This is a genomic window from Falsiroseomonas bella, from assembly GCF_003173615.1.
GTDB lineage: Bacteria > Pseudomonadota > Alphaproteobacteria > Acetobacterales > Acetobacteraceae > Falsiroseomonas > Falsiroseomonas bella.
The window spans coordinates 215,352-233,283 of the sequence record NZ_QGNA01000005.1 but is presented as its reverse complement, the minus strand read 5'-3'; the positions used below and the strand labels follow the sequence as shown (position 1 = coordinate 233,283).

Genomic DNA, 17,932 nt, shown 5'->3' with positions numbered 1-17,932 from the left:
CGGGTGCGGCATGTGATCGCCTTGCCGCATCGCGGCTTGGCCCCCTGGCGCAGTGTCGGAACCCTGACATACGATCAGGGTGGTTTCGACTCGGGCGCAGGGTATGGAGATCAGGGGCAGCGCGCGGAAGGTCCGGTTCGGCGAATGCCTGCTGGACGAGGGCCGCGGCGTCCTTGTGGCGCCGGGTGGCACGGAGACCGTCCTGCGTCCGAAGACGCTCGATCTGCTGCGCCTGCTGCTGGCCAATCCCGGTCGCGTGGTGCCGCGGGCGGAGATCCTGGACACGGTCTGGCCCGGCCTCTTCGTCACCGACGACAGCATCACGCAATGCGTGGTGGAGCTGCGCAAGGCGATGGGCGCGGCCGGCGCCGCCACGCTGAAGACCCTGCCCCGCCGCGGCTACCTGCTGCAGGGCGAGGTCGCCGAGGCGCCCGCCGCGCCGCCCGCGCCGGCGCCGATCTCCCGCCGCGCGGACGATCGCCCCTCCATCGCCGTGCTGCCCTTCCGTGCGAATGCCGGCGATCCGCGGGATGCCTACTTCGCCGACGGCATCATCGAGGGCATCGTGCATGTCCTTTCGGGGCTCGACGGGCTGTTCGTGGTCAGCCGCGGCTCGGCACTCGCCTTCGCCCAGACCTCGCTCGACCCGCGCGCGGCGGGCAGCGAGCTCGGCGTGCGCTACGTGCTCTATGGCGGCGTGCGCCGCGCCGGCGGCCGCCTGCGCGTGACCACCGAGCTCAGCGAGACGGAACGCGGCACGATCCTGCGCACCGACCGCTACGACGGCGTCGAGGCCGACCTGTTCGAGATGCAGGACCGCATCGCGGAGCAGGTCGCCGGCCTGATCCTGCCCCAGGTGAAGGCCGAGGAGCTGGCGCGCGCCATGCGTAAGCCGCCCAGCAGCCTCACCGCCTATGACTACGTCCTGCGCGCGCTGGACGAGATGCGGCGCATGGACCGCTCCGCGATGGACCGCGCGCGCCTGCTGCTCGACCTGGCGAAGCAGGCCGATCCGCAAAGCGCGCTGCCCTACAGCTACACGGCCTGGTGGTATTCGCTGCGCATCGCCCAGGGCTGGTCCGACGATGTCGCGGCCGAGGCCGAGGCCTCCGGCCGCTTCGCGGACCAGGCGCTGGAGCGGGACCGGCAGGACGGCTTCGCGCTGGCGCTGCGCGGCTTCCTGCTCGGCTACATGAAGCACGCCTTCGAGGAGGCGCGCCGGATCCTGGACCAGGCGGTCGCGATCAGCCCGAGCAACGCGCTCGCCTGGAGCTGGGGCGGCGCCGTCCGGTGCTGGCTCGGCGAGGGCGAGGAGGCGCTCGCCTGGGCCGAGCGCGCGCTGCGTCTCGCCCCGTCCGACGCCTTCACCTTCCTGCACGAGCATATCGTCGCGCAGGCCCACTACACCTGCGAAAACCACGACCAGGCGATCGCCTGGGCACGCCGCGCCGCCAAGACGAACCCCGAGCATGCGCCGAACTGGCGGGTGCTGATCGCCGGGCTCGTCGCGGAGGGACGGGTGGAGGAGGCGCGCGCGGAGGTGCCGCGGCTGCTCGCGGTCGAGCCGGGCTTCAGCCTCGCCGGCTTCGCGGCCCGCACGCCGCTGCGCGGCGCGATGCGCGACCGGTTCGTCGAACGGCTCGCCGCGGCTGGCCTGCCGGCCTGAGGCCAGGAACAACCAAAAAGGGGGAGGCGGCTCATGTCTGGCGGCGCAAGCAACCAGGGCAACCAGGGAAATCAAGGCAACCAGGGGAACCAGGGCAATCAGGGGAACCAAGGGAATCAGGGCAATCAGGGAAATCAGGGCAATACGGGAAATGCCGGCGGCACCGGCTGGTTCTTTGCGGACCGCGTGGACCTGCCCTTCGTCGCCGAGCCCGCCACCGCCGCCTGGACGCGCATCTCGGACGGCGAATACCGCGCCGGCCATGAGGGCCGGTTCGGCCGCCGCTGGAGCGGCGGCTGGCGCGCCTGGCACGTCCTGGCGGAGTTCACCGACGGCGAGGCCTGGCGCAACCGCCAGCGCAGGTCGGGCGAGCCCGCGGCCGGCGAAGGCGGCCTCGCCATCCTCGGCTGGCGGCAACGGCTTCCGAAGGGCGGCAAGTCGCTCCGCCAGGCGGTGGACGACGAGATCGACGAGCTGATCCGCCTGGCGGAGGACGAGCGCGCCGATGCGATGGGCGAGATCGTCACGCAATCGGACGAGTTCATCAGCCAGTTCATGGGCGTGCTCTGCGCGAGGCCGGCGAGCCACCCGGCGACATTCGCCGCGCTGACATCGGCCTCCATGGTCGCGGCGCTCGCCGTGCAGCACTTCAAGATGCTGGAGGACCGCCCCCGCCCCTCGCAGGTCTGCGCCGCGCTGCGCCCGGCGATCGAGGTGCCGGGGCACGCCGCCTATCCGTCCGGCCATGCGACGCAGGCCTTCCTGATGGCGCATGTCGCCCGGGCCGTGCTGCAGGGGTCGCCCTGGGAGAAGGCGCAGGAGGCGGTCGATGCGCTCGCCGCGCGCATCGCGCGCAACCGCGAGATCGCCGGCGTGCACTACCGCAGCGACACCGAGGTCGGGCGCGAACTGGCGGAGGCGCTGCGCAAGGCGCTGGTCGCCGTGCCGCTGGCACGCGCCCAGGTGAAGGCCGCCCGGGAGGAGTGGGCCGAACAATGAGCCGCACGCCCCGCCGACCGGCGGATCCGGCCAGGGCGGCGGCCGAGGCCCTGGCCCGCCGCGCCGAGCGCCTGGCCGAATGCCGCGACGATCCGCGCAGCCACTTCGGCGAGCTTCCCGCCGGCTTCGAGGCCGCGTTCCATGCCGGGGCGCGCCTGCCCTGGCCGGGGCCGCGCGCGGCGCGCCACCTGGTCGAGCGCTGGGTCGCGCTGCGCCGCACCGGCGCCAGCGGCACGATGCGGGCGGAGCAGCAGGCCGAGCATCGCGGGCGGTCCGACGTGGCGGGATCGAGCAACAGCGGCACGGACCTCGCCGGCTCCGTCTGGCAAGGCAGCAGCAACTGGTCGGGCGCCTTCACCACCGCCCGGGGCGGCCTTCGCTTCTCCTCGGTCACCGCCCGCTGGCGGGTGCCGGATGCTCGGGTGAACCATGTGGCGCCCCCCGGCGTGACGGGGTCCGAGGATTCGCCCCCCTCGCGGCGCTGCTCCGTGTGGATCGGGCTCGACGGCCACCGCGCCGTCGCGCGGTCCATGCCGCAGATCGGCACGACCACGAAGGAAGTGTTCCTGGACCGTGGCCGGCGCGAGGTGCGCTGCTACGCCTGGGCGCAATGGTGGGTGCGCGGCGAGAACTACGGCGAGGTGAAGTTCGAAGGCTTCACCGTCTCTCCGGGGGACGAGGTCGTGTGCTGGCTCGCGCTGCTCGATCCGCGGCGCGTGGTGATGTGCATCCGCAACGAGACCACCGGCGCCGAGGACAGCGTGCTCTGGCGTTCCGGCCCGAAGGACGGGGGCGCCCGGCGCGACGGCGCCGAGCAGGCGCATGACGATCCGGCGCCGGTGCAGGGCATGGGCGCGGTCTGGGTGGTGGAGCGTCCGACCGTGATGTACCAGGAACTGCTCTACCCGCTGCCCGATTTCGGTGAGGTGGAGTTCCGCGACTGCATCGCGGGGCTGCGCCGCGCCGATCAGCCCTTCCATGAGGTGGCGGAGCTGCGCGCGCTGGAGGGGCGGCGGCTGATCCGCATGTTCGACCAGCGCGCCGAGCCCTGGCGCGCGCCGCGCATCTCGCTGCCGGAGAACCCCGTCGGCGACCGCACGCGCCTGCTGGTGCGCTATCGCGAGGAGCAGCCCCCCGCCATTCCGAAGGCCGCCGGCTCGCCACCCAGCGCCGTCGCTGCCTGATAGCATACGCAGGAAGTTCCGACCTGCGGCCCGAAGGGCCGAGCGCGCGAATGCGCGCCGCGCCGCACGGCGCGAAGCCAAGGGCCGCGGATGCGGCCCGCCCGGCGTATGAGGGGCACAAAGGTGAAACCTTTGTGCGCGCAGTATGAGGCGTGCGGCCTATCCCCGCCGCCTGAACCGCTCCACCGCGGCCACCAGCGCGGTGCGCACGCCGGGCTCCAGCGCCGAATGCCCGGCATCCGGCACGATGGTCAGCCGCGCGCGCGGCCAGGCGCCTGCCAGGTCGAAGGCCGTGTCGGGCGGGCAGACCATGTCGTAGCGGCCCTGCACGATCTCCGCGGGGACATGCGCGATGCGCTCCATGCCGCCCAGCAGCCCTTCGGGGGGCAGGAAGAGGTCGTTGGCGAAGTAATGCGCCTCGATCCGCGCGAGGCCGAGCGCGCTGCGGTCCTGCGCGAAGCTCGCCACCGTCTCCGGGCTCGGCAGCAGGGTGGAGCAGGAGCCCTCGTAGAGGCTCCAGGCCCGCGCCGCCGGGCCATGCACCAGCGGATCGGGGTCGCAGAGGCGGCGCAGATAGGCGCCGAGCAGGTCGGTTCGCTCCGCCGCCGGGATATGCTCGGCGAAGGCGGCCCAGGCATCGGGGAAGACCCGCCGCAGGCCGTAGAGGAACCATTCCACCTCCGTCTGGCGGCCGAGGAAGACGCCGCGCAGCACGCAGCCCGCCACGCGCTCGGGATGGGCCTGGGCATAGGCGAGCGCGAGGGTCGAGCCCCAGGAGCCGCCGAAGAGCAGCCATTTCTCGATGCCGAGGAAGCGGCGCAGCACCTCGATGTCGGAAACGAGATGCGGGGTGGTGTTCTCCCGCAGCTCGCCGAGCGGGCGGGAGCGGCCGGCGCCGCGCTGGTCGAAGATCACCACCCGCCAATGGCCGGGGTCGAAGAAGCGCCGATGGATCGCCCCGGCCCCGGCGCCGGGCCCGCCATGCAGGAACAGCACGGGCTGGCCGCGCGGGTTCCCCACCTGCTCCCAATACATGACATGCCCGCCCGAGAGCGGGAGCAGCCCTGTTTCGTAGGGAGCGATGTCGGGAAAGAGGTCGCCGCGTGGCATGGGAACCCAGGTTTAGCGATGCCCCCGGTGGCTGGGCAAGGTCGCCGGGCAAGGCGCCGCGGCGCCGCCCCGCCCGCCGGCCGGCAGGCTTGTGGCCCGCGCGCGGCAAGTTTGGCGCGCTTCCCTCTTCGCCCCGGGCCGGAAGCTGCCTAGTTTGAGGGGAATGGCCGAGATCCCCTCGCCCGGCTCACGATCCGCCCCGTCCGGCACGCTGCGCTGCGGCGTCTGCGGTACCGAGAGCCGGCAACCGCCTTTCCGTCCCGCCCCGCCGGAGCAGCCGCCGGACCTCGACCTGCGCCCGGGCGAGCCGGTGCGCTCCACCATGGCGCGCTGGCTGCAGCAATGCCCGAATTGCGGCTACTGCGCGCCCGACATCAGCCGCGCCCATCCGGCGGCCGCCGAGGCTGTGCGCGCCGCGCCCTTCCGCGCCCTGATGGCCGATACCTCCATCCCCCCGCTCGGCCGGCGCTTCCTGGCCTGGGCCCTGGTGCTGGAGGAGACGGGCGCGCTGCACGCCGCGGCCGAGGCCACGCTGCAGGCCGCCTGGGTGGCCGACGATCTCGGCCGGCCGGAGCTCGCGCGAAGCTGGCGGCTGGATGCGGTCGCGCTGTGGCGCGGCGGCCCGCCGCTCGACCTCGAGCAGTCCGTGCGGGTGGTGGATGCGCTGCGCCGGGCCGAGGCCTGGGACGATGCGGCCAGCACGGCCGAGGGCATCGCCAGGCAGGCGCCGCCCGAGGCGGTGGCGCAGGTGGTGATGCTGGAACAGCGCCTGATCGAGGCGGGCGATGCCGGCCGCCACACGGTGGCCAGCGCGCTGCCGCCCCCCTCCCGCCGGCCGCATGTCAGCCATCACCGCGTGGCGGCGAAGGGCGAGGGTTTCTGGGGGATGCTGCGGCGCCTGTTCCGCAAGGGCTGAGCGCGCACGCCGGCTCCGCTTGCCCTCCCTCCCCCGCCGTGCGGGGGAGGGTCGGGATTGGGGGCGCGACCGCCCTGACCGTCTCGGCCCCCCTACTGCAGGAACCCGATCCAGCGCCCCGCCACCACCGCGCCCACCCAGGCGGCGAGCGACAGCGCGGCCGCGGCCCGCACCCCGGGGGAGGGCGCCGCCCCGGCCAGGGCCGCGCGCCAGCCTCGCCCGGCCCGCAGCAGCGCGACATTGCCGAGGCCGAGTCCCACGAGGGCGAGCTTCGCCAGGAAGGCCGGGTTCTCCGCATAGGCCGCCGGCCGGGTCGAGAAGAGCAGCAGCCCCGTCACGGCTGCCACGCCCAGCCCGGCCGCCGCCAGACGCGCCAGCATCGGCCCGACCAGCGCCAGCGGCACCGCCCGGAAGGCGCCGAGCAGCCGCAGGTCCAGCGCCGCTATGGTGCCGAGCAGCAGCCCGATGCCCAGGATGTGGGCGGCATTGACCAGCGGGTAGAGGATCGCCGAGCGCCGCAGCGCCTCGGCCACCGGCCAGGCGGCCAGCGCCTCCCACACCGCGGGGGTCAGCTCGACCGGATGCGGTCCGGGTAGATGTCGTAGGTGCGGTCGCGCACGGTGATGCGCACCGCCTTCATGCGCCGCTCGTTCCGCTCCCGCGCGCGGTTGCCGATCGCCACCACCCGGTCGCCCGCGGCGGCCGATTCGGCCGAGAAGCCGGAGCGCGCGGTCTGCCGCGGATTACTGAGCTCCACCGTCCACAGGCCGTCATCGGCCTCCACCCGCAGCGTCGGATGCGGCTGGCCGACATAGACCTCCCGGATGGTGCCGGTGAGCGTCATCTGCTCGCCCTCGGCCCAGGACCAGCCGTGATGCGCCGCGGCGCCGCGGGCGCCCAGCGCCGAGAAGCCCAATACCGCCAGCGTCCGCCGGCCGATGCATCCCGCGCCCATGCCACGCATTCCTTCTTCCCGGATGGGCGGCAGATGGGCGCGGCGCGGGCGCTTGTCAGCCCTGCTCGGGCGGCTCGTCCTTGATGTAGGGCTCGACCTTGCCCTGCAGCTTGATGGTCAGCGGGTTGCCCTTGCGGTCCAGCGTCTTGCCGACGGCCACGCGGATCCAGCCCTCGCTGATGCAGTATTCCTCCACATTGGTCTTCTCCGCCCCGTTGAAGCGGATGCCGATGCCGCGCTTGAGCAGGGCCTCGTCATGATGCGGGCTGCGCGGGTCGACGGAGAGGCGGTCGGGCAGGGTGTCGGTCATGGCGCGGGCTGATAGCGTGTCGCGCCGCAGGGTCCAAGCGGGCGGGCTACATGCCGTCGAGCGTAACGCGCCAGGCATCCGGCGGGTCGGCATTGGCGCGCAGCCAGTCCGGCCCGCCCTGCGCCACCCAGCTTGCGGCGGCGAGCCGCGAGGCCAGCACCAGCGCCGCCAGGTCCTCCGGCCGGTAGGTCCAGCGCGCCTGCGCCGCGACCACGATCTGCCCGAGGAATTCGCCGCGCCAGACCATCGGCGCATAGGCCGAGGAGCCCATGCGCGAGGTCTTGAGATACTGCCGGAAATCCTGGTCCTCGTCGGTGTTGGCCAGCAGCAGCGGCTGGCCGCTCCGCATGACGCGGCCGGGATGGCCGCCCTCGATCGGGATCATCAGCCGCGCCTGCTCGGGCGGGAAGCCGACATTGCCGACCAGCATGTGCCAGCGCCGGTCCGGCGTAACGAGGAAGCAGCCGGAGACGCGATAGTCGCGCTCGCCCGGCTTGAGCGCGCCCGGCCGCGCGGCGGCGGCATGGTCGCCGAGCGTCGCATGACAGAACGCCGTGAGCGCGCGCATCGCGGCCTCCGGCCCCTCCGCCGCGGCCGCCGCCGCGCCGGCGTCCGCGAGGCCGGCGACCACCTGCTCGGCGAAGCCTGTCATGCTGCGATTCTCCTGCCCGGCGGCGGCGACGCTCCGCCGCGCGGCGGCACCGGTCAAGCCGGTGGCACGCCCGCCCCGCGGCGCCCCATATTCCTCGCATGAGCCCCTTCCACGCGCCTTTCTGCCCGCCCGAGGAAGCTGCCCGCGCCGCGCTGCTCGCCGCAGCGCCGCCGCCGCGGGCGGAGGCGCTGCCGCTCGCCCTCGATCTCGCCGCCGCGGCGCGCGCAGGCGGCGGCCCGCTGGCGGTGGAGGAGGTGCTGCGCGGCTGGCCGCTCTCCACCAGGGAAGGGCTGGCGCTGATGGCGCTGGCCGAGGCGCTGCTGCGCGTGCCGGACGACGCCACCGCCGATGCGCTGATCGCCGAGAAGCTGGCCGAGGGCGACTGGTCGAAGCATGCGGAGGGTTGGGCCTCCACCGCCTCCGCCTGGGCGCTGGCGACCGGCGCGCGGCTGGTGTCGCCCGGCGAGACGCCGGGCGGCGTGCTGGCGCCGATGGCGCGCAGGCTCGGCGTGCCGGCGGTGCGCGCCGCGGCACGGCGCGCGGTGCGGCTGATGGGCGGCCAGTTCGTATTGGGCGAGACCATCGAGGATGCGCTTTCCCGCGCCGCCAAGGCGCCCGAAGGCGTGCGGCATTCCTTCGACATGCTGGGGGAGGGGGCGCGGACCGCCGCGGATGCGCGCCGCTATCTGGCCGCCTACCACGCCGCCTGCGCCGCCATCGGGCGCGCGGCGACGGGCAGGCTGCCCTCGCGGCCGGGGCTCTCGGTGAAGCTCTCCGCGATCCATCCGCGCTACGAGGCGGTCTCGCGCGACCGGGTGATGAAGGAGCTGGTGCCGGACCTGCTCGACCTCGCCCGTGCGGCGAAGGCGCAGCAGCTGAACCTGACGCTGGACGCCGAGGAAGCCGACCGGCTGGAGCTCTCGCTCGAAATCTTCGATGCGCTGCTGGCGGAGGACAGCCTGGCCGGCTGGGACGGGCTCGGCCTCGCCGTCCAGGCCTATCAGAAGCGCGCGGGCGCGGTGGTGGCGTGGCTCGCGGAGCGGGCGGCGGCGCGGCGGCGGCACCTCATGGTGCGGCTGGTGAAGGGCGCCTATTGGGATGCCGAGATCAAGCGTGCGCAGGAACGCGGGCTCGAGGACTTCCCGGTCTGGACGCGCAAGGCCGCGACGGACCTGAACTGGATCGCGCAGGCCGCCGCGATGCTCGACGCCGCGCGCCAGGGCCGCATCTTCCCCCAGTTCGCGACCCACAATGCGCGGAGCGTCGCCGAGGCGCTGGCTCTGGCCGAGGCGCGTGGCGTGGCGCCCGGACAATACGAGTTCCAGCGCCTGCACGGCATGGGCGGCGCGCTCTACGAAAGGCTGCGCGCGGCGCGGCCCGATGTGGCGCTGCGCGTCTACGCGCCGGTCGGCGTGCATGAGGACCTGCTCGCCTATCTGGTGCGTCGGCTGCTGGAGAATGGCGCGAATGGCGGCTTCGTCGCGGCCGTCGCGGACGAGGGCGTACCGCTGGAACGCCTCGTCCGCCATCCGGCGGAGCCGCTGGCCGAAGGCCCGCCGCGCCATCCGCGCGTGAAGCCGCCGCCCGCGCTGTTCGGGACGCGACGCAACAGCCGCGGCGTAGAATTCGGCGAGGCCGCTTCACTCGCCGCGCTGGTCGCCGAGCGCGACGCCGCGCCGCCCCTGCCACCCGCCCCTCGCGACGCGACCGAAGGCGAGGCGGCACTGGAGGTCGCGCGCGCGCAATCGGCCTTCCGTGCCTGGAACGCCACGCCCGTCGCCCGCCGTGCGGCGATCCTGCGCCGCGCCGCCGACCTGTTGGAGGAACGCCGCGGCGCCTTCATCGCCGCCATCCAGGACGAGGGTTTTCGGACGCTGGACGACGCGCTGTCGGAACTCCGGGAGGCGGTGGATTTCTGCCGCTACTACGCCGAGGAAGCGGAGCGCGTGATGGCGCCCGTCGCGCTGCCCGGCCCGGTCGGCGAGAGCGATCGGCTGACGCTGCATGGGCGCGGCGTGTTCCTCTGCATCGCGCCCTGGAACTTCCCGCTCGCCATCTTCCTCGGCCAGGTCGCCGCGGCGCTGGTCGCGGGCAATGCCGTGGTGGCGAAGCCCGCGCCGCAGACGCCGCGCATCGGCGCACTCGCCATCGCCGCGCTGCACGATGCCGGCGTGCCGCGGGAGGCGTGCCGCCTGGTGCCCGGCGGTCCCGAGACCGGCGCGGCGCTGGTCGCGCATCCTGCCATCGCGGGGGTCGCCTTCACCGGCTCCACCGCCACCGCGCGCAGCATCCATCGCGCGCTGGCGGCCAAGGACGGCCCGATCGTGCCGCTGATCGCGGAGACCGGCGGGCTCAACCCGATGATCGTGGACGCGACCGCGCTGCCCGAGCAGGTGACGGACGACGTGCTGACCAGTGCCTTCCGCTCCGCCGGCCAGCGCTGCTCCGCGCTGCGCCTGCTCTGCCTGCAGGAGGATGCGGCGGAGCGGATGCTGGCGATGATCGCCGGCGCCTGCGCGGAGCTGAAGCTCGGCGATCCGCGCGACCCGGCGACGCATGTCGGCCCCTTGATCGACGCCGCGGCGAAGGCGCGCATCATGCGCTGGCTCGCCCGGCTGCCGCCGGGCGCGCGCGAGATCTTCCGGCATCCCGCGCCGGAGCCCGGCAACTTCCTCGCGCCGCGCATCGTGGCGTTGCAGCGGCCGGAGGACCTGACGCAGGAAGTGTTCGGCCCGGTGCTGCATGTGGTGCGCTGGCGCGCCGATGGGCTGGACGGGCTGCTGCGCAGCCTGGCTGCGAGCGGCTACAGCCTGACGCTCGGCGTGCAGAGCCGGCGCGCCGGCTTCGCGGCGCGCGTCGCGGCGGCGGTGCCGGGCGGCAATGTGTATGTGAACCGCAACATGGTCGGCGCCGTGGTCGGCACCCAGCCCTTCGGCGGCGAGGGCCTCTCGGGCACCGGACCCAAGGCCGGCGGCCCGCACTACCTGCTGCGCTTCGTGTCGGAGCGCGTGGTGAGCATCAACACCGCCGCGGCCGGCGGCGACGCCGCCCTGCTGGCGGAGGGCGAGTAGCCCGGGACCCTGCCGCCGGCCTCGCCACCCCACTGTCGCCGTATATTAACTTTGACTTACACATAAAACATTCGTATTGACTTACGTCAAGGCGCGGCCGGTCTCGCCCCTGCTCTGTCTCTCCCGACCAGGGCTCCGGCCCGCTTCGGACTGGGGGGAATACGCATGGACGGGATCGCGACCCGGCATTGGCGCCCGCCGCGCGCCGCGCGGCTGACGGCGGCGGAGGCGCGCCAGGCCGAGTTCCTGTTCGGCGGCCTGCACTGGCGTAGCGAGCGGCTGATCGAGGCGGTCTTCGCCAATCTCGGCTACCGCGCCCGCGCCCTGCCCACCGCGACCCGCGCCGACCTGATGACCGGGCGCGAGCTGGCCGATATCGGCCAATGCTGCCCGACCTCCTTCACCACCGGGAACCTCGCCAACTTCCTGCGCGAGGAGGCGGCGCGATCCGGGCCGCAGGCGGTGCGCGACCGCTATGTCTTCCTCACCGTCGGCTCCTGCGGCGCCTGCCGCTTCGGGCAGTATCACCAGAGCTACGAGCTTGCGCTGCGCAACCTCGGGCTCGAGCGCTTCCGCATGCTGCTGCTGGCACAGGACCGGGTGGACCAGTCGGATGGCGCCGCCGATGCCTTCCAGCCCGACCTGCCGCTGATCCTCGGCGCCATCTGGGCCTGCCTCTGCGGCGACCTGATCCAGGGCATGGAGTACCGCACGCGCCCCTACGAGACGGAGCCCGGCGCGACCGATCGCGCGGTGCGGGACAGCGTGGACCTGCTGGCCGACGCCTTCCGCAACCGGCCGAAGCGCGGCGAGACATGGGGCGCGCTCGCCTGGCATCTCGCCACGCCGTATTTCACCGATGCGCTGCGCCAGGCGCGCCGCCGCTTCGACGCGGTGGCGGTGGACCGGCTGCGCGTGAAGCCGGTCGTGAAGATCACCGGCGAGTTCTACCTCCATACGGTGGAGGGCGAGCCGAACTACAACATCCATCGCTGGCTGGAGGCCGAGGGGGCGGAGGTCTATCCGGCCTCCATCGCCGTCTGGCTGGACTACCTGATCCGCTTCGCGAAGCAGGAAGCGGAGGAGCGGCGCGGCGCGATCCGCCACGCCGGGCTGCGCATCGCGGCGGCGGGCGTGCTGCAGCGCGCGCTGCGCCTCACCTATGACCGGTTGCGCGGCGCGCTGAACCACATCCCGCATGGGATGCCGCGGCAGGAGGAGCTGCGCGCGCTCGCCGCGCCCTATTTCCACCACCGCCTGTCCGGCGGCGAGGGCGACATGCTGATCGGCAAGGCGATCTGGGCGCACCGGCACCGGCATGCGCACATGACCTGCGAGCTGTCGCCCTATTCCTGCATGCCGAACACGATGAGCGTCGGCGCGATGGCGCGCGTGCTCGGCGACCATCCCGACCTGCTCTACGCGCCGATCGAGGTGAAGGGCGATGCCGAGGTGCACGCGCTCTCGCGCTGCCAGATGATCCTGACGGAAGCGAAGAAGCGCGCCGCGGCGGAGTTCGAGCAGGCGCTGAAGACCGCGGGCATGACGCTCGACCAGGCGCGGCAACGCGCGGCGGACGATGCCGATCTGCGCCGCGCGACCTGGAAGCTGCCGCATCGCGGCGCAGCGGGCACGGCGGCGAACGCCGTGCTGCACATGGCGGGGAAGCACCTGTGATGCGCACGCTCGGCATCGATGTCGGCTCCACCACCGTCAAGGCGGTGTTCTGCGAAGGCGATGCGGTGCTGTGGCGCGACTACCAGCGCCACAACACCCACCAGGCGGAGAAGGTGCTGGAGTTCCTGGTGCGGCTTGAGGCCGAATGCGGCCTGCAGCCGGGGCGCGACCGGCTGTTCTTCACCGGCTCCGGCGCGGGGGTGATCGCGCCGCTGGTCGGCGGCCGCATCGTGCAGGAGGTCGTCGCCGTCGCCGCCGCGGTGGAGAGGCTGCATCCCGATGTCCACTTCGTCTCCGAGATCGGCGGCGAGGACATGAAGACGATCTTCTTCACGGCCTCCGAGTCGGGGAAGGGCAAGCAGATCTACATGCAGTCCGCCTGCAGCGGCGGCACGGGCACCTTCATCGAGAAGACGGCCCGCAAGCTGCGCATCCCGCCCGAGGACCTCGCGCGCATGCCCTATGACGGGCACACGCTGCACAAGATCAGCTCGAAATGCGGCATCTTTGCGGAGGCGGACGCGAATTCGCTGCTGAAGTCGGGCGTGAAGGTGGAGGAGATCGTCGCCAGCCTGTTCGAGGCGGTGGTCTACCAGAACCTGGCGACGCTGACGAAGGGCAACACGCCGATGCCGCAGGTGCTGCTGCTCGGCGGCCCCAACTGCTTCTTCCTGGGGCTGCAGCAGGCCTGGCGGCACCATCTCGGCCTGCTCTGGCAGGAGCGCGGCGTGGCGCTGCCCGAGGACGCGACGCCTGAGATGCTGATCACGGTGCCGGCGGACGCGCTCTACTACGGTGCGCTCGGCTGCGTGGAGGTGGCGGGAACCGAGCCGCCGGACTCCGGCCGCTATGTCGGCGGCACGACGCTGCGCTGGTGGGTCGAGGAAGGGCAGCACGCGGCGAAGGCGAAGGAAGGCGGCACGCCGCTCGGTGGCGATCCCGCGGCGCTCGCAGACTTCCGCGCGCGCTACGGCGCGACCGCGGGGCCGCCGCCCGTGGGCGCGGAGGGGCATCGCGGCCCGGTGATCCTCGGCTGCGACTTCGGCAGCACCACCGCCAAGGCCGTGGCGCTCGCGCCCGACGGCAGGCTGCTGCACACCGCCTACACGCCCTCCAAGGGCAACCCGATCGAGGATGCGCGTGCGCTGTTCCGCGACATCAGCGCGGCGGGGCTCACCGAGATCGGGGCGCTCGCGCTGACCGGCTACGGCAAGGACCTGCTGCGCGACATCCTCGGCGCGGACGAGGCGGTGGTGGAGACCGTCGCGCATGCGCGCTCCGCGATCGCGGTCTTCCCCGATGCCGATGTCATCTGCGACGTCGGCGGCACCGACGTGAAGATCATGATGCTGCGGCAGGGCACGGTCGCGGATTTCCGGCTGAACTCGCAATGCTCCTCGGGCAACGGCGCCTTCCTGCAGGGTGTCGCGGAACGCTACGGCATCCGTCTGGAGGACTATGCCGAGAAGGCCTTCGCGGCGCGCGCCATGCCCTCCCTCGCCATGGGCTGCGGTGTCTTCCTGCAATCCGACATCGTCAACCAGCAGCGCAAGGGCTGGTCGGCGGAGGAGATCATGGCCGCGCTCGCCGCGGTGCTGCCGCTGAATGTCTGGGTCTATGCCGGCCAGCTCAACAATCTGCGCGCGGCGGGGCGACGCTTCGTGCTGCAGGGCGGCACGCATCGCAACCTGGCCGTGGTCAAGGCGCAGGTGGACTTCATCACCGCCCGCATCCCCGATGCCGAGATCCGCGTGCACCCTTACGCCGGCGAGGCCGGCGCGATGGGCGCGGCGCTCTCGGCGCTCGATGCCTGGTCGCCGGGCAAGGCCACGCGCTTCCGCGGCTTCGACGCGATCGAGGCGCTGACCTGGCGCACCACGACCAGCGAGGACACCGTCTGCCGCTGGTGCACGGTGAACTGCAAGCGCAGCTTCATCGATGTGGAACTGCCCGGCGCGCCGGGCCGCCCCTGGAGCAAGGTGCCGCTGGAGCCCGGATGGCAGCGCGTCATCGCCGCCAACTCCTGCCCGAAGGGGCTGGTGGAGGACGTCAACGAGATGCGCGCGGTGAAGGACGCGATGGAGGAGAACGCCGGTGTCTCGCCGAACATTGGTGCCCTGGTTCGCGAGGAAGCCTTCCGGTCCGTCCGCCTCGTCGCCTGAGCTGACCGAGGCCGAGCGGGCGGCGCGCGCAAAGCTGCGCATCGGCATGCCGCGCGTCCTGAACGTCTGGTCCACGCACCGCTTCTGGCTCGGCTTCTTCGGCGCGCTCGGCCTGCCGGCGAACCGCCTGGTCTTCTCGAGCGACACCTCGGAGGAGCAGTTCCGCGAGTTCGGCCGCGGCCGCGGCACGGTGGATTGCTGCTGGCCGGTGAAATGCGCCTCGGCCCACTATGGCGAGCTGATGTTCGGCCAGCGCCGCAAGCTCGACGTGCTGTTCTCGCCGCTGATCTACAACATGCCTTCGATGCTGGCCGGGCATGTGGTGGACAACCTGGCCTGCCCGCGCGTGATGGCCGGGCCGGAGATGGTGCGGGCCGGCTTCACGCGGGAGAAGGACCTCTTCGCGGAGGCGGGGCTGCGCTACGTCGCGCCGCTGGTGACGCTGGCCGAGCCGCAGCTGGTGGCGGGCCAGCTCTTCAAGGCCTTCGACGGCATCCTGCCCGGGCTGACGCCGGCGGAGACCGAGGCGGCGGTGGCCGAGGGCTTCGCCGCGCTCGCCCGCTTCGACGCAGACATGCGCGGGCGCAGCCGGCACGTGCTGGAACGCTGCGCGGCCGAGGGCAGGCCCTGCATCCTCGTGCTCGCGCGGCCCTACCACATGGACCCCGGCATCGGCCACGAGATCGAGAACGACCTGCAGAATGCCGGCTATCCGGTGCTGTGGTCGCAATACCTGCCGCAGGATCCCGCGCTGATGGACTGGCTGTTCGGCGAGGAGGTGCGCGCGGGCCTCATGGCCTCGCCCTTCGACATCGCCGATGTCTGGCCTTCCTCCTACAGCGCGAACACCAACGAGATCATCTGGGGCGCGAAATTCGCTGCGCGCATGCCCTGGATCGCCGGCGTGATCCGCATGACCAGCTACGAATGCGGCATGGACCAGCCGACCTTCACGCCGGTGCAGGCCATCGTGGAACATTCGGGGACGCTGTATTTCGCGTTCCAGGAGCTGGATTCCACCAAGCCGGCGGGCTCCGTCCGCATCCGCGTGGAGACGATCCTGCACTATCTCGGCCGGTCCTCGGCCGGGATCATCGCGCGCAAGCGGGCGCTGCTGCCGCCGGACTGCCCGCTCGCGCCGGGTTGAGCCCCGTCGTGCCGCCGCCTCAGCCGGCGGGCCGGCAGCAGATGTCGTGCAGCAGGGTCAGGATGCGGCCGGTCCTGGGATCGGTCAGCCGGTAGGTGACCTCCCGCGGCCCGTCGCAGGGGGCCACGAGCCCATCCTCGCGCAGCCCGTCCAGCAGCCGCGACAGCCTGACGTCCGGCAGGTTGAGCGCCCGGGCCAGAGCCGCCGCGGTCATCGCACCCTCGGTGGCGAGCAGGCAGAGCAGGAGCAGCCTGTCCTCGTCGGCCAGCAGGCGCAGCAACCGCGCCGCCTCCGCCGCCTTCTCCTGCATGACGCCCGGGTCTTCCTGGGCGCCAGCCGTCGTTTCGCTCATCCGGCCATCCTCACCGTCATTGTCATATTGCATTCATGAAGTAACGAGCGCAGTGACCTTCAAGCCCCGCGCAGGCGCGTCTTCGTCGGCGCCACGGGCGGTGATGCGCGGACCGGCGTGCCCCCTCTGGCGGCCGCCGGGCGAGTGGCCCCGGCCGCGCGGTGGGAGGCGAGGCGTGGCGCGTGCGGTGACGCCCCGGGCCGGGGCCGGTGGCGGGACCCGAAGGATTGCCCCCGGGCGCGCGTGGCGCTAACGGGGCGGGCTTCATACTGGCGGGCGCCGCTCCCGGGGGCGAAGCGCCACAAAAAGGATTCCGAGGGTCACATGCAGGTCACCGAGCTGCCGGCCGAGGGGCTGAAGAGGGCATTCCAGGTCGTGGTGCCCGCCGCGAGCCTGGCCGAGCGGCGCGACGCGCGGCTGAAGAAGCTCGGCGCCGAGCTCCGCCTGCCCGGCTTCCGCCCCGGCAAGGTGCCGCCGGCCGTCGTCAAGGCGCGCTACGGCCAGGCCGTCGCCGGCGAGGTGCTGGAGGAGAGCGTGAACGAGGCGACCCGCCAGGTCATCTCCGACCGCGGCCTGCGCCCGGCCCTGCAGCCGAAGATCGAGCTGGTGAACTACAGCGAGGGCGCCGACCTCGAATACAAGCTCGACCTGGAGCTGCTGCCCGAGATCCCGATGCCGGAATTCGCCGGCATCACCCTGGAGCGCGAGAAGGCGGCTCCTGGTGAGGCCGAGGTGGACGAGTTCCTGGCCACCATGCGCGAGCGCCTGGCCGGCACCGAGGACGTGGCCGAGGCGCGCCCGGCCGCCAAGGGCGACGTGCTGGTCTGCGACTTCGAGGGACGGCTGAAGAACGAGGATGGCAGCCTCGCCGAGCCCTTCCAGGGCGGCACCGCGAGCGACATGCCGATCGAGGTCGGCGGCACGGGCTTCATCCCGGGCTTCACCGAGCAGCTCGAGGGTATGAGCCCGGGCGAGAAGAAGGACATCGAGGTCGCCTTCCCCGAGGGCTACCAGGCGGCCGAGCTTGCCGGGAAGCCGGCGGTCTTCGCGATCACCGCGAAGGCGCTCAAGACCAAGGTGCTGCCCGAGGTGAACGACGAGTTCGCGAAGCGGCTCGGCGTCGAGGACGTGGCGGCGCTGCGCGCCCGCGTGACGGAGAACCTGCAGCGCGAATACGACGCGCTGTCGCGCATGAAGGTGAAGCGCGCGCTGCTCGACGCGCTGTCCGAGCGCGCGAGCTTCACGGTGCCGGAAGGCATGGTGGACGCCGAGTTCAGCCAGATCTGGCAGCGCGTCGAGGCCGACCTCAAGGCCGGCAACCTCGACGACGAGGACAAGGACAAGGACGAGGCGACGCTGAAGGCCGACTACCGGGCCATCGCGGAGCGCCGCATCCGCCTCGGCCTGCTGCTCTCCGAGATCGGGCGCACGAACAACATCCAGGTCTCGAACGACGAGCTTGCGAACGCCATGCGCACGGAGGCCAGCCGCTATCCGGGGCAGGAGAAGCAGGTGATCGAGTTCTTCCGGAACAACCCCCAGGCGGTGGACGGGCTGCGCGCGCCGATCTTCGAGGAGAAGGTCGTGGACTTCGTGCTGGAGCTTGCGCAGGTGAACGAGAAGCAGGTTGCGCCGAAGGACCTGACGGCGGCGGCGGCGGAGTAGCCTGCCTGCGCCCCGCCCCCCGCGCTGCCGGGGGGTGGGTTCCCGGCGCGCGGGAAGCGGGTCTCC

The 17,932-nt window shown here is 72.7% G+C and carries 15 protein-coding genes; 9 read left to right on the top strand and 6 right to left on the bottom strand.

Translation table 11 applies throughout. From position 1 onward, the window contains the following. Positions 1-103: 103 nt before the first annotated feature. The 3 genes from DFH01_RS21755 to DFH01_RS21745 all read left to right on the top strand — a co-directional run bounded on the left by DFH01_RS21755 (position 104) and on the right by DFH01_RS21745 (position 3,849). Positions 104-1,666, top strand: coding sequence for a winged helix-turn-helix domain-containing tetratricopeptide repeat protein (locus tag DFH01_RS21755; protein WP_109872608.1), 1,563 nt, complete (start codon positions 104-106; stop codon positions 1,664-1,666). 186 nt (positions 1,667-1,852) lie between these two features. Then, positions 1,853-2,665 carry a phosphatase PAP2 family protein gene (locus DFH01_RS21750; protein WP_146217116.1) on the top strand — a complete coding sequence of 271 codons (813 nt, stop codon included), beginning with the start codon at positions 1,853-1,855 and terminating at the stop codon, positions 2,663-2,665. Continuing rightward, entirely contained in the window at positions 2,662-3,849 is a 1,188-nt protein-coding gene (locus tag DFH01_RS21745) for a G1 family glutamic endopeptidase (protein ID WP_109872606.1), read from the top strand. The genes DFH01_RS21750 and DFH01_RS21745 overlap by 4 nt, the downstream gene beginning before the upstream one ends. 159 nt (positions 3,850-4,008) lie before the next feature. Here DFH01_RS21745 and pip read toward each other — a convergent pair whose 3' ends face one another. Next, positions 4,009-4,959: a prolyl aminopeptidase gene (pip, locus tag DFH01_RS21740; RefSeq protein ID WP_109872605.1), complete on the bottom strand. Its 951-nt coding sequence runs from the start codon at positions 4,957-4,959 to the stop codon at positions 4,009-4,011. Between the two features lie 163 nt (positions 4,960-5,122). Between pip and DFH01_RS21735 the strand changes: the two genes are divergently transcribed. Then, a complete protein-coding gene (locus DFH01_RS21735) occupies positions 5,123-5,875 on the top strand; it encodes a hypothetical protein (protein ID WP_109872604.1) in 753 nt (250 codons plus the stop codon). Between the two features lie 92 nt (positions 5,876-5,967). Here DFH01_RS21735 and DFH01_RS21730 read toward each other — a convergent pair whose 3' ends face one another. Genes DFH01_RS21730 through DFH01_RS21715 form a run of 4 tightly spaced genes read right to left on the bottom strand, consistent with a single transcriptional unit; the run spans position 5,968 to position 7,792 of the window. Further along, the gene (locus tag DFH01_RS21730; RefSeq protein ID WP_199231340.1) at positions 5,968-6,435 is read right to left on the bottom strand and encodes a DUF2214 domain-containing protein; all 468 of its coding nucleotides are present in this window, start codon (positions 6,433-6,435) and stop codon (positions 5,968-5,970) included. 8 nt (positions 6,436-6,443) lie between these two features. Beyond that, entirely contained in the window at positions 6,444-6,830 is a 387-nt protein-coding gene (locus tag DFH01_RS21725) for a DUF6152 family protein (protein WP_199231339.1), read from the bottom strand. 55 nt (positions 6,831-6,885) lie between these two features. Then, on the bottom strand, positions 6,886-7,140 hold the full coding sequence (locus tag DFH01_RS21720; RefSeq protein WP_109872601.1) for a DUF3297 family protein: 255 nt from the start codon (positions 7,138-7,140) through the stop codon (positions 6,886-6,888). A gap of 46 nt (positions 7,141-7,186) precedes the next feature. Continuing rightward, positions 7,187-7,792, bottom strand: coding sequence for a GAF domain-containing protein (locus DFH01_RS21715; protein ID WP_146217115.1), 606 nt, complete (start codon positions 7,790-7,792; stop codon positions 7,187-7,189). Between the two features lie 98 nt (positions 7,793-7,890). On the opposite strand from DFH01_RS21715, the gene DFH01_RS21710 reads away from it, so the two are divergent. The 4 genes from DFH01_RS21710 to DFH01_RS21695 all read left to right on the top strand — a co-directional run bounded on the left by DFH01_RS21710 (position 7,891) and on the right by DFH01_RS21695 (position 15,849). Next, on the top strand, positions 7,891-10,863 hold the full coding sequence (locus tag DFH01_RS21710; RefSeq protein WP_109872599.1) for an L-glutamate gamma-semialdehyde dehydrogenase: 2,973 nt from the start codon (positions 7,891-7,893) through the stop codon (positions 10,861-10,863). Positions 10,864-11,028: 165 nt separating this feature from the next. Further along, complete coding sequence (locus DFH01_RS21705) at positions 11,029-12,540, top strand: hypothetical protein (protein ID WP_109872598.1); 1,512 nt, start codon at positions 11,029-11,031, stop codon at positions 12,538-12,540. Then, positions 12,540-14,702 (top strand): BadF/BadG/BcrA/BcrD ATPase family protein, encoded by a 2,163-nt coding sequence (locus tag DFH01_RS21700; protein WP_109872597.1) that lies wholly within the window; start codon positions 12,540-12,542, stop codon positions 14,700-14,702. Before DFH01_RS21705 ends, DFH01_RS21700 begins: the two co-directional genes overlap by 1 nt. 46 nt (positions 14,703-14,748) lie before the next feature. Then, positions 14,749-15,849 (top strand): acyl-CoA dehydratase activase-related protein, encoded by a 1,101-nt coding sequence (locus DFH01_RS21695; protein WP_109872923.1) that lies wholly within the window; start codon positions 14,749-14,751, stop codon positions 15,847-15,849. Positions 15,850-15,868: 19 nt separating this feature from the next. On the opposite strand, the gene DFH01_RS21690 is transcribed toward DFH01_RS21695, so the two are convergent. Then, positions 15,869-16,201 carry an ArsR family transcriptional regulator gene (locus DFH01_RS21690; protein ID WP_233256229.1) on the bottom strand — a complete coding sequence of 111 codons (333 nt, stop codon included), beginning with the start codon at positions 16,199-16,201 and terminating at the stop codon, positions 15,869-15,871. Positions 16,202-16,525: 324 nt separating this feature from the next. On the opposite strand from DFH01_RS21690, the gene tig reads away from it, so the two are divergent. Next, complete coding sequence (gene tig / locus DFH01_RS21685; protein ID WP_109872596.1) at positions 16,526-17,866, top strand: trigger factor; 1,341 nt, start codon at positions 16,526-16,528, stop codon at positions 17,864-17,866. Positions 17,867-17,932 lie beyond the last annotated feature (66 nt).

What these genes read in the sequence shown, in the direction of transcription:
- DFH01_RS21755 (WP_109872608.1), top strand. Translation starts at nt 104, where the DNA reads ATGGAGATCAGGGGCAGCGCGCGGAAGGTCCGGTTCGGCGAATGCCTG.
- DFH01_RS21745 (WP_109872606.1), top strand. Translation starts at nt 2,662, where the DNA reads ATGAGCCGCACGCCCCGCCGACCGGCGGATCCGGCCAGGGCGGCGGCC.
- pip (WP_109872605.1), bottom strand. Translation starts at nt 4,959, where the DNA reads ATGCCACGCGGCGACCTCTTTCCCGACATCGCTCCCTACGAAACAGGG.
- DFH01_RS21735 (WP_109872604.1), top strand. Translation starts at nt 5,123, where the DNA reads ATGGCCGAGATCCCCTCGCCCGGCTCACGATCCGCCCCGTCCGGCACG.
- DFH01_RS21725 (WP_199231339.1), bottom strand. Translation starts at nt 6,830, where the DNA reads ATGGGCGCGGGATGCATCGGCCGGCGGACGCTGGCGGTATTGGGCTTC.
- DFH01_RS21720 (WP_109872601.1), bottom strand. Translation starts at nt 7,140, where the DNA reads ATGACCGACACCCTGCCCGACCGCCTCTCCGTCGACCCGCGCAGCCCG.
- DFH01_RS21715 (WP_146217115.1), bottom strand. Translation starts at nt 7,792, where the DNA reads ATGACAGGCTTCGCCGAGCAGGTGGTCGCCGGCCTCGCGGACGCCGGC.
- DFH01_RS21710 (WP_109872599.1), top strand. Translation starts at nt 7,891, where the DNA reads ATGAGCCCCTTCCACGCGCCTTTCTGCCCGCCCGAGGAAGCTGCCCGC.
- DFH01_RS21705 (WP_109872598.1), top strand. Translation starts at nt 11,029, where the DNA reads ATGGACGGGATCGCGACCCGGCATTGGCGCCCGCCGCGCGCCGCGCGG.
- DFH01_RS21700 (WP_109872597.1), top strand. Translation starts at nt 12,540, where the DNA reads ATGCGCACGCTCGGCATCGATGTCGGCTCCACCACCGTCAAGGCGGTG.
- DFH01_RS21695 (WP_109872923.1), top strand. Translation starts at nt 14,749, where the DNA reads ATGCCGCGCGTCCTGAACGTCTGGTCCACGCACCGCTTCTGGCTCGGC.
- DFH01_RS21690 (WP_233256229.1), bottom strand. Translation starts at nt 16,201, where the DNA reads ATGAGCGAAACGACGGCTGGCGCCCAGGAAGACCCGGGCGTCATGCAG.
- tig (WP_109872596.1), top strand. Translation starts at nt 16,526, where the DNA reads ATGCAGGTCACCGAGCTGCCGGCCGAGGGGCTGAAGAGGGCATTCCAG.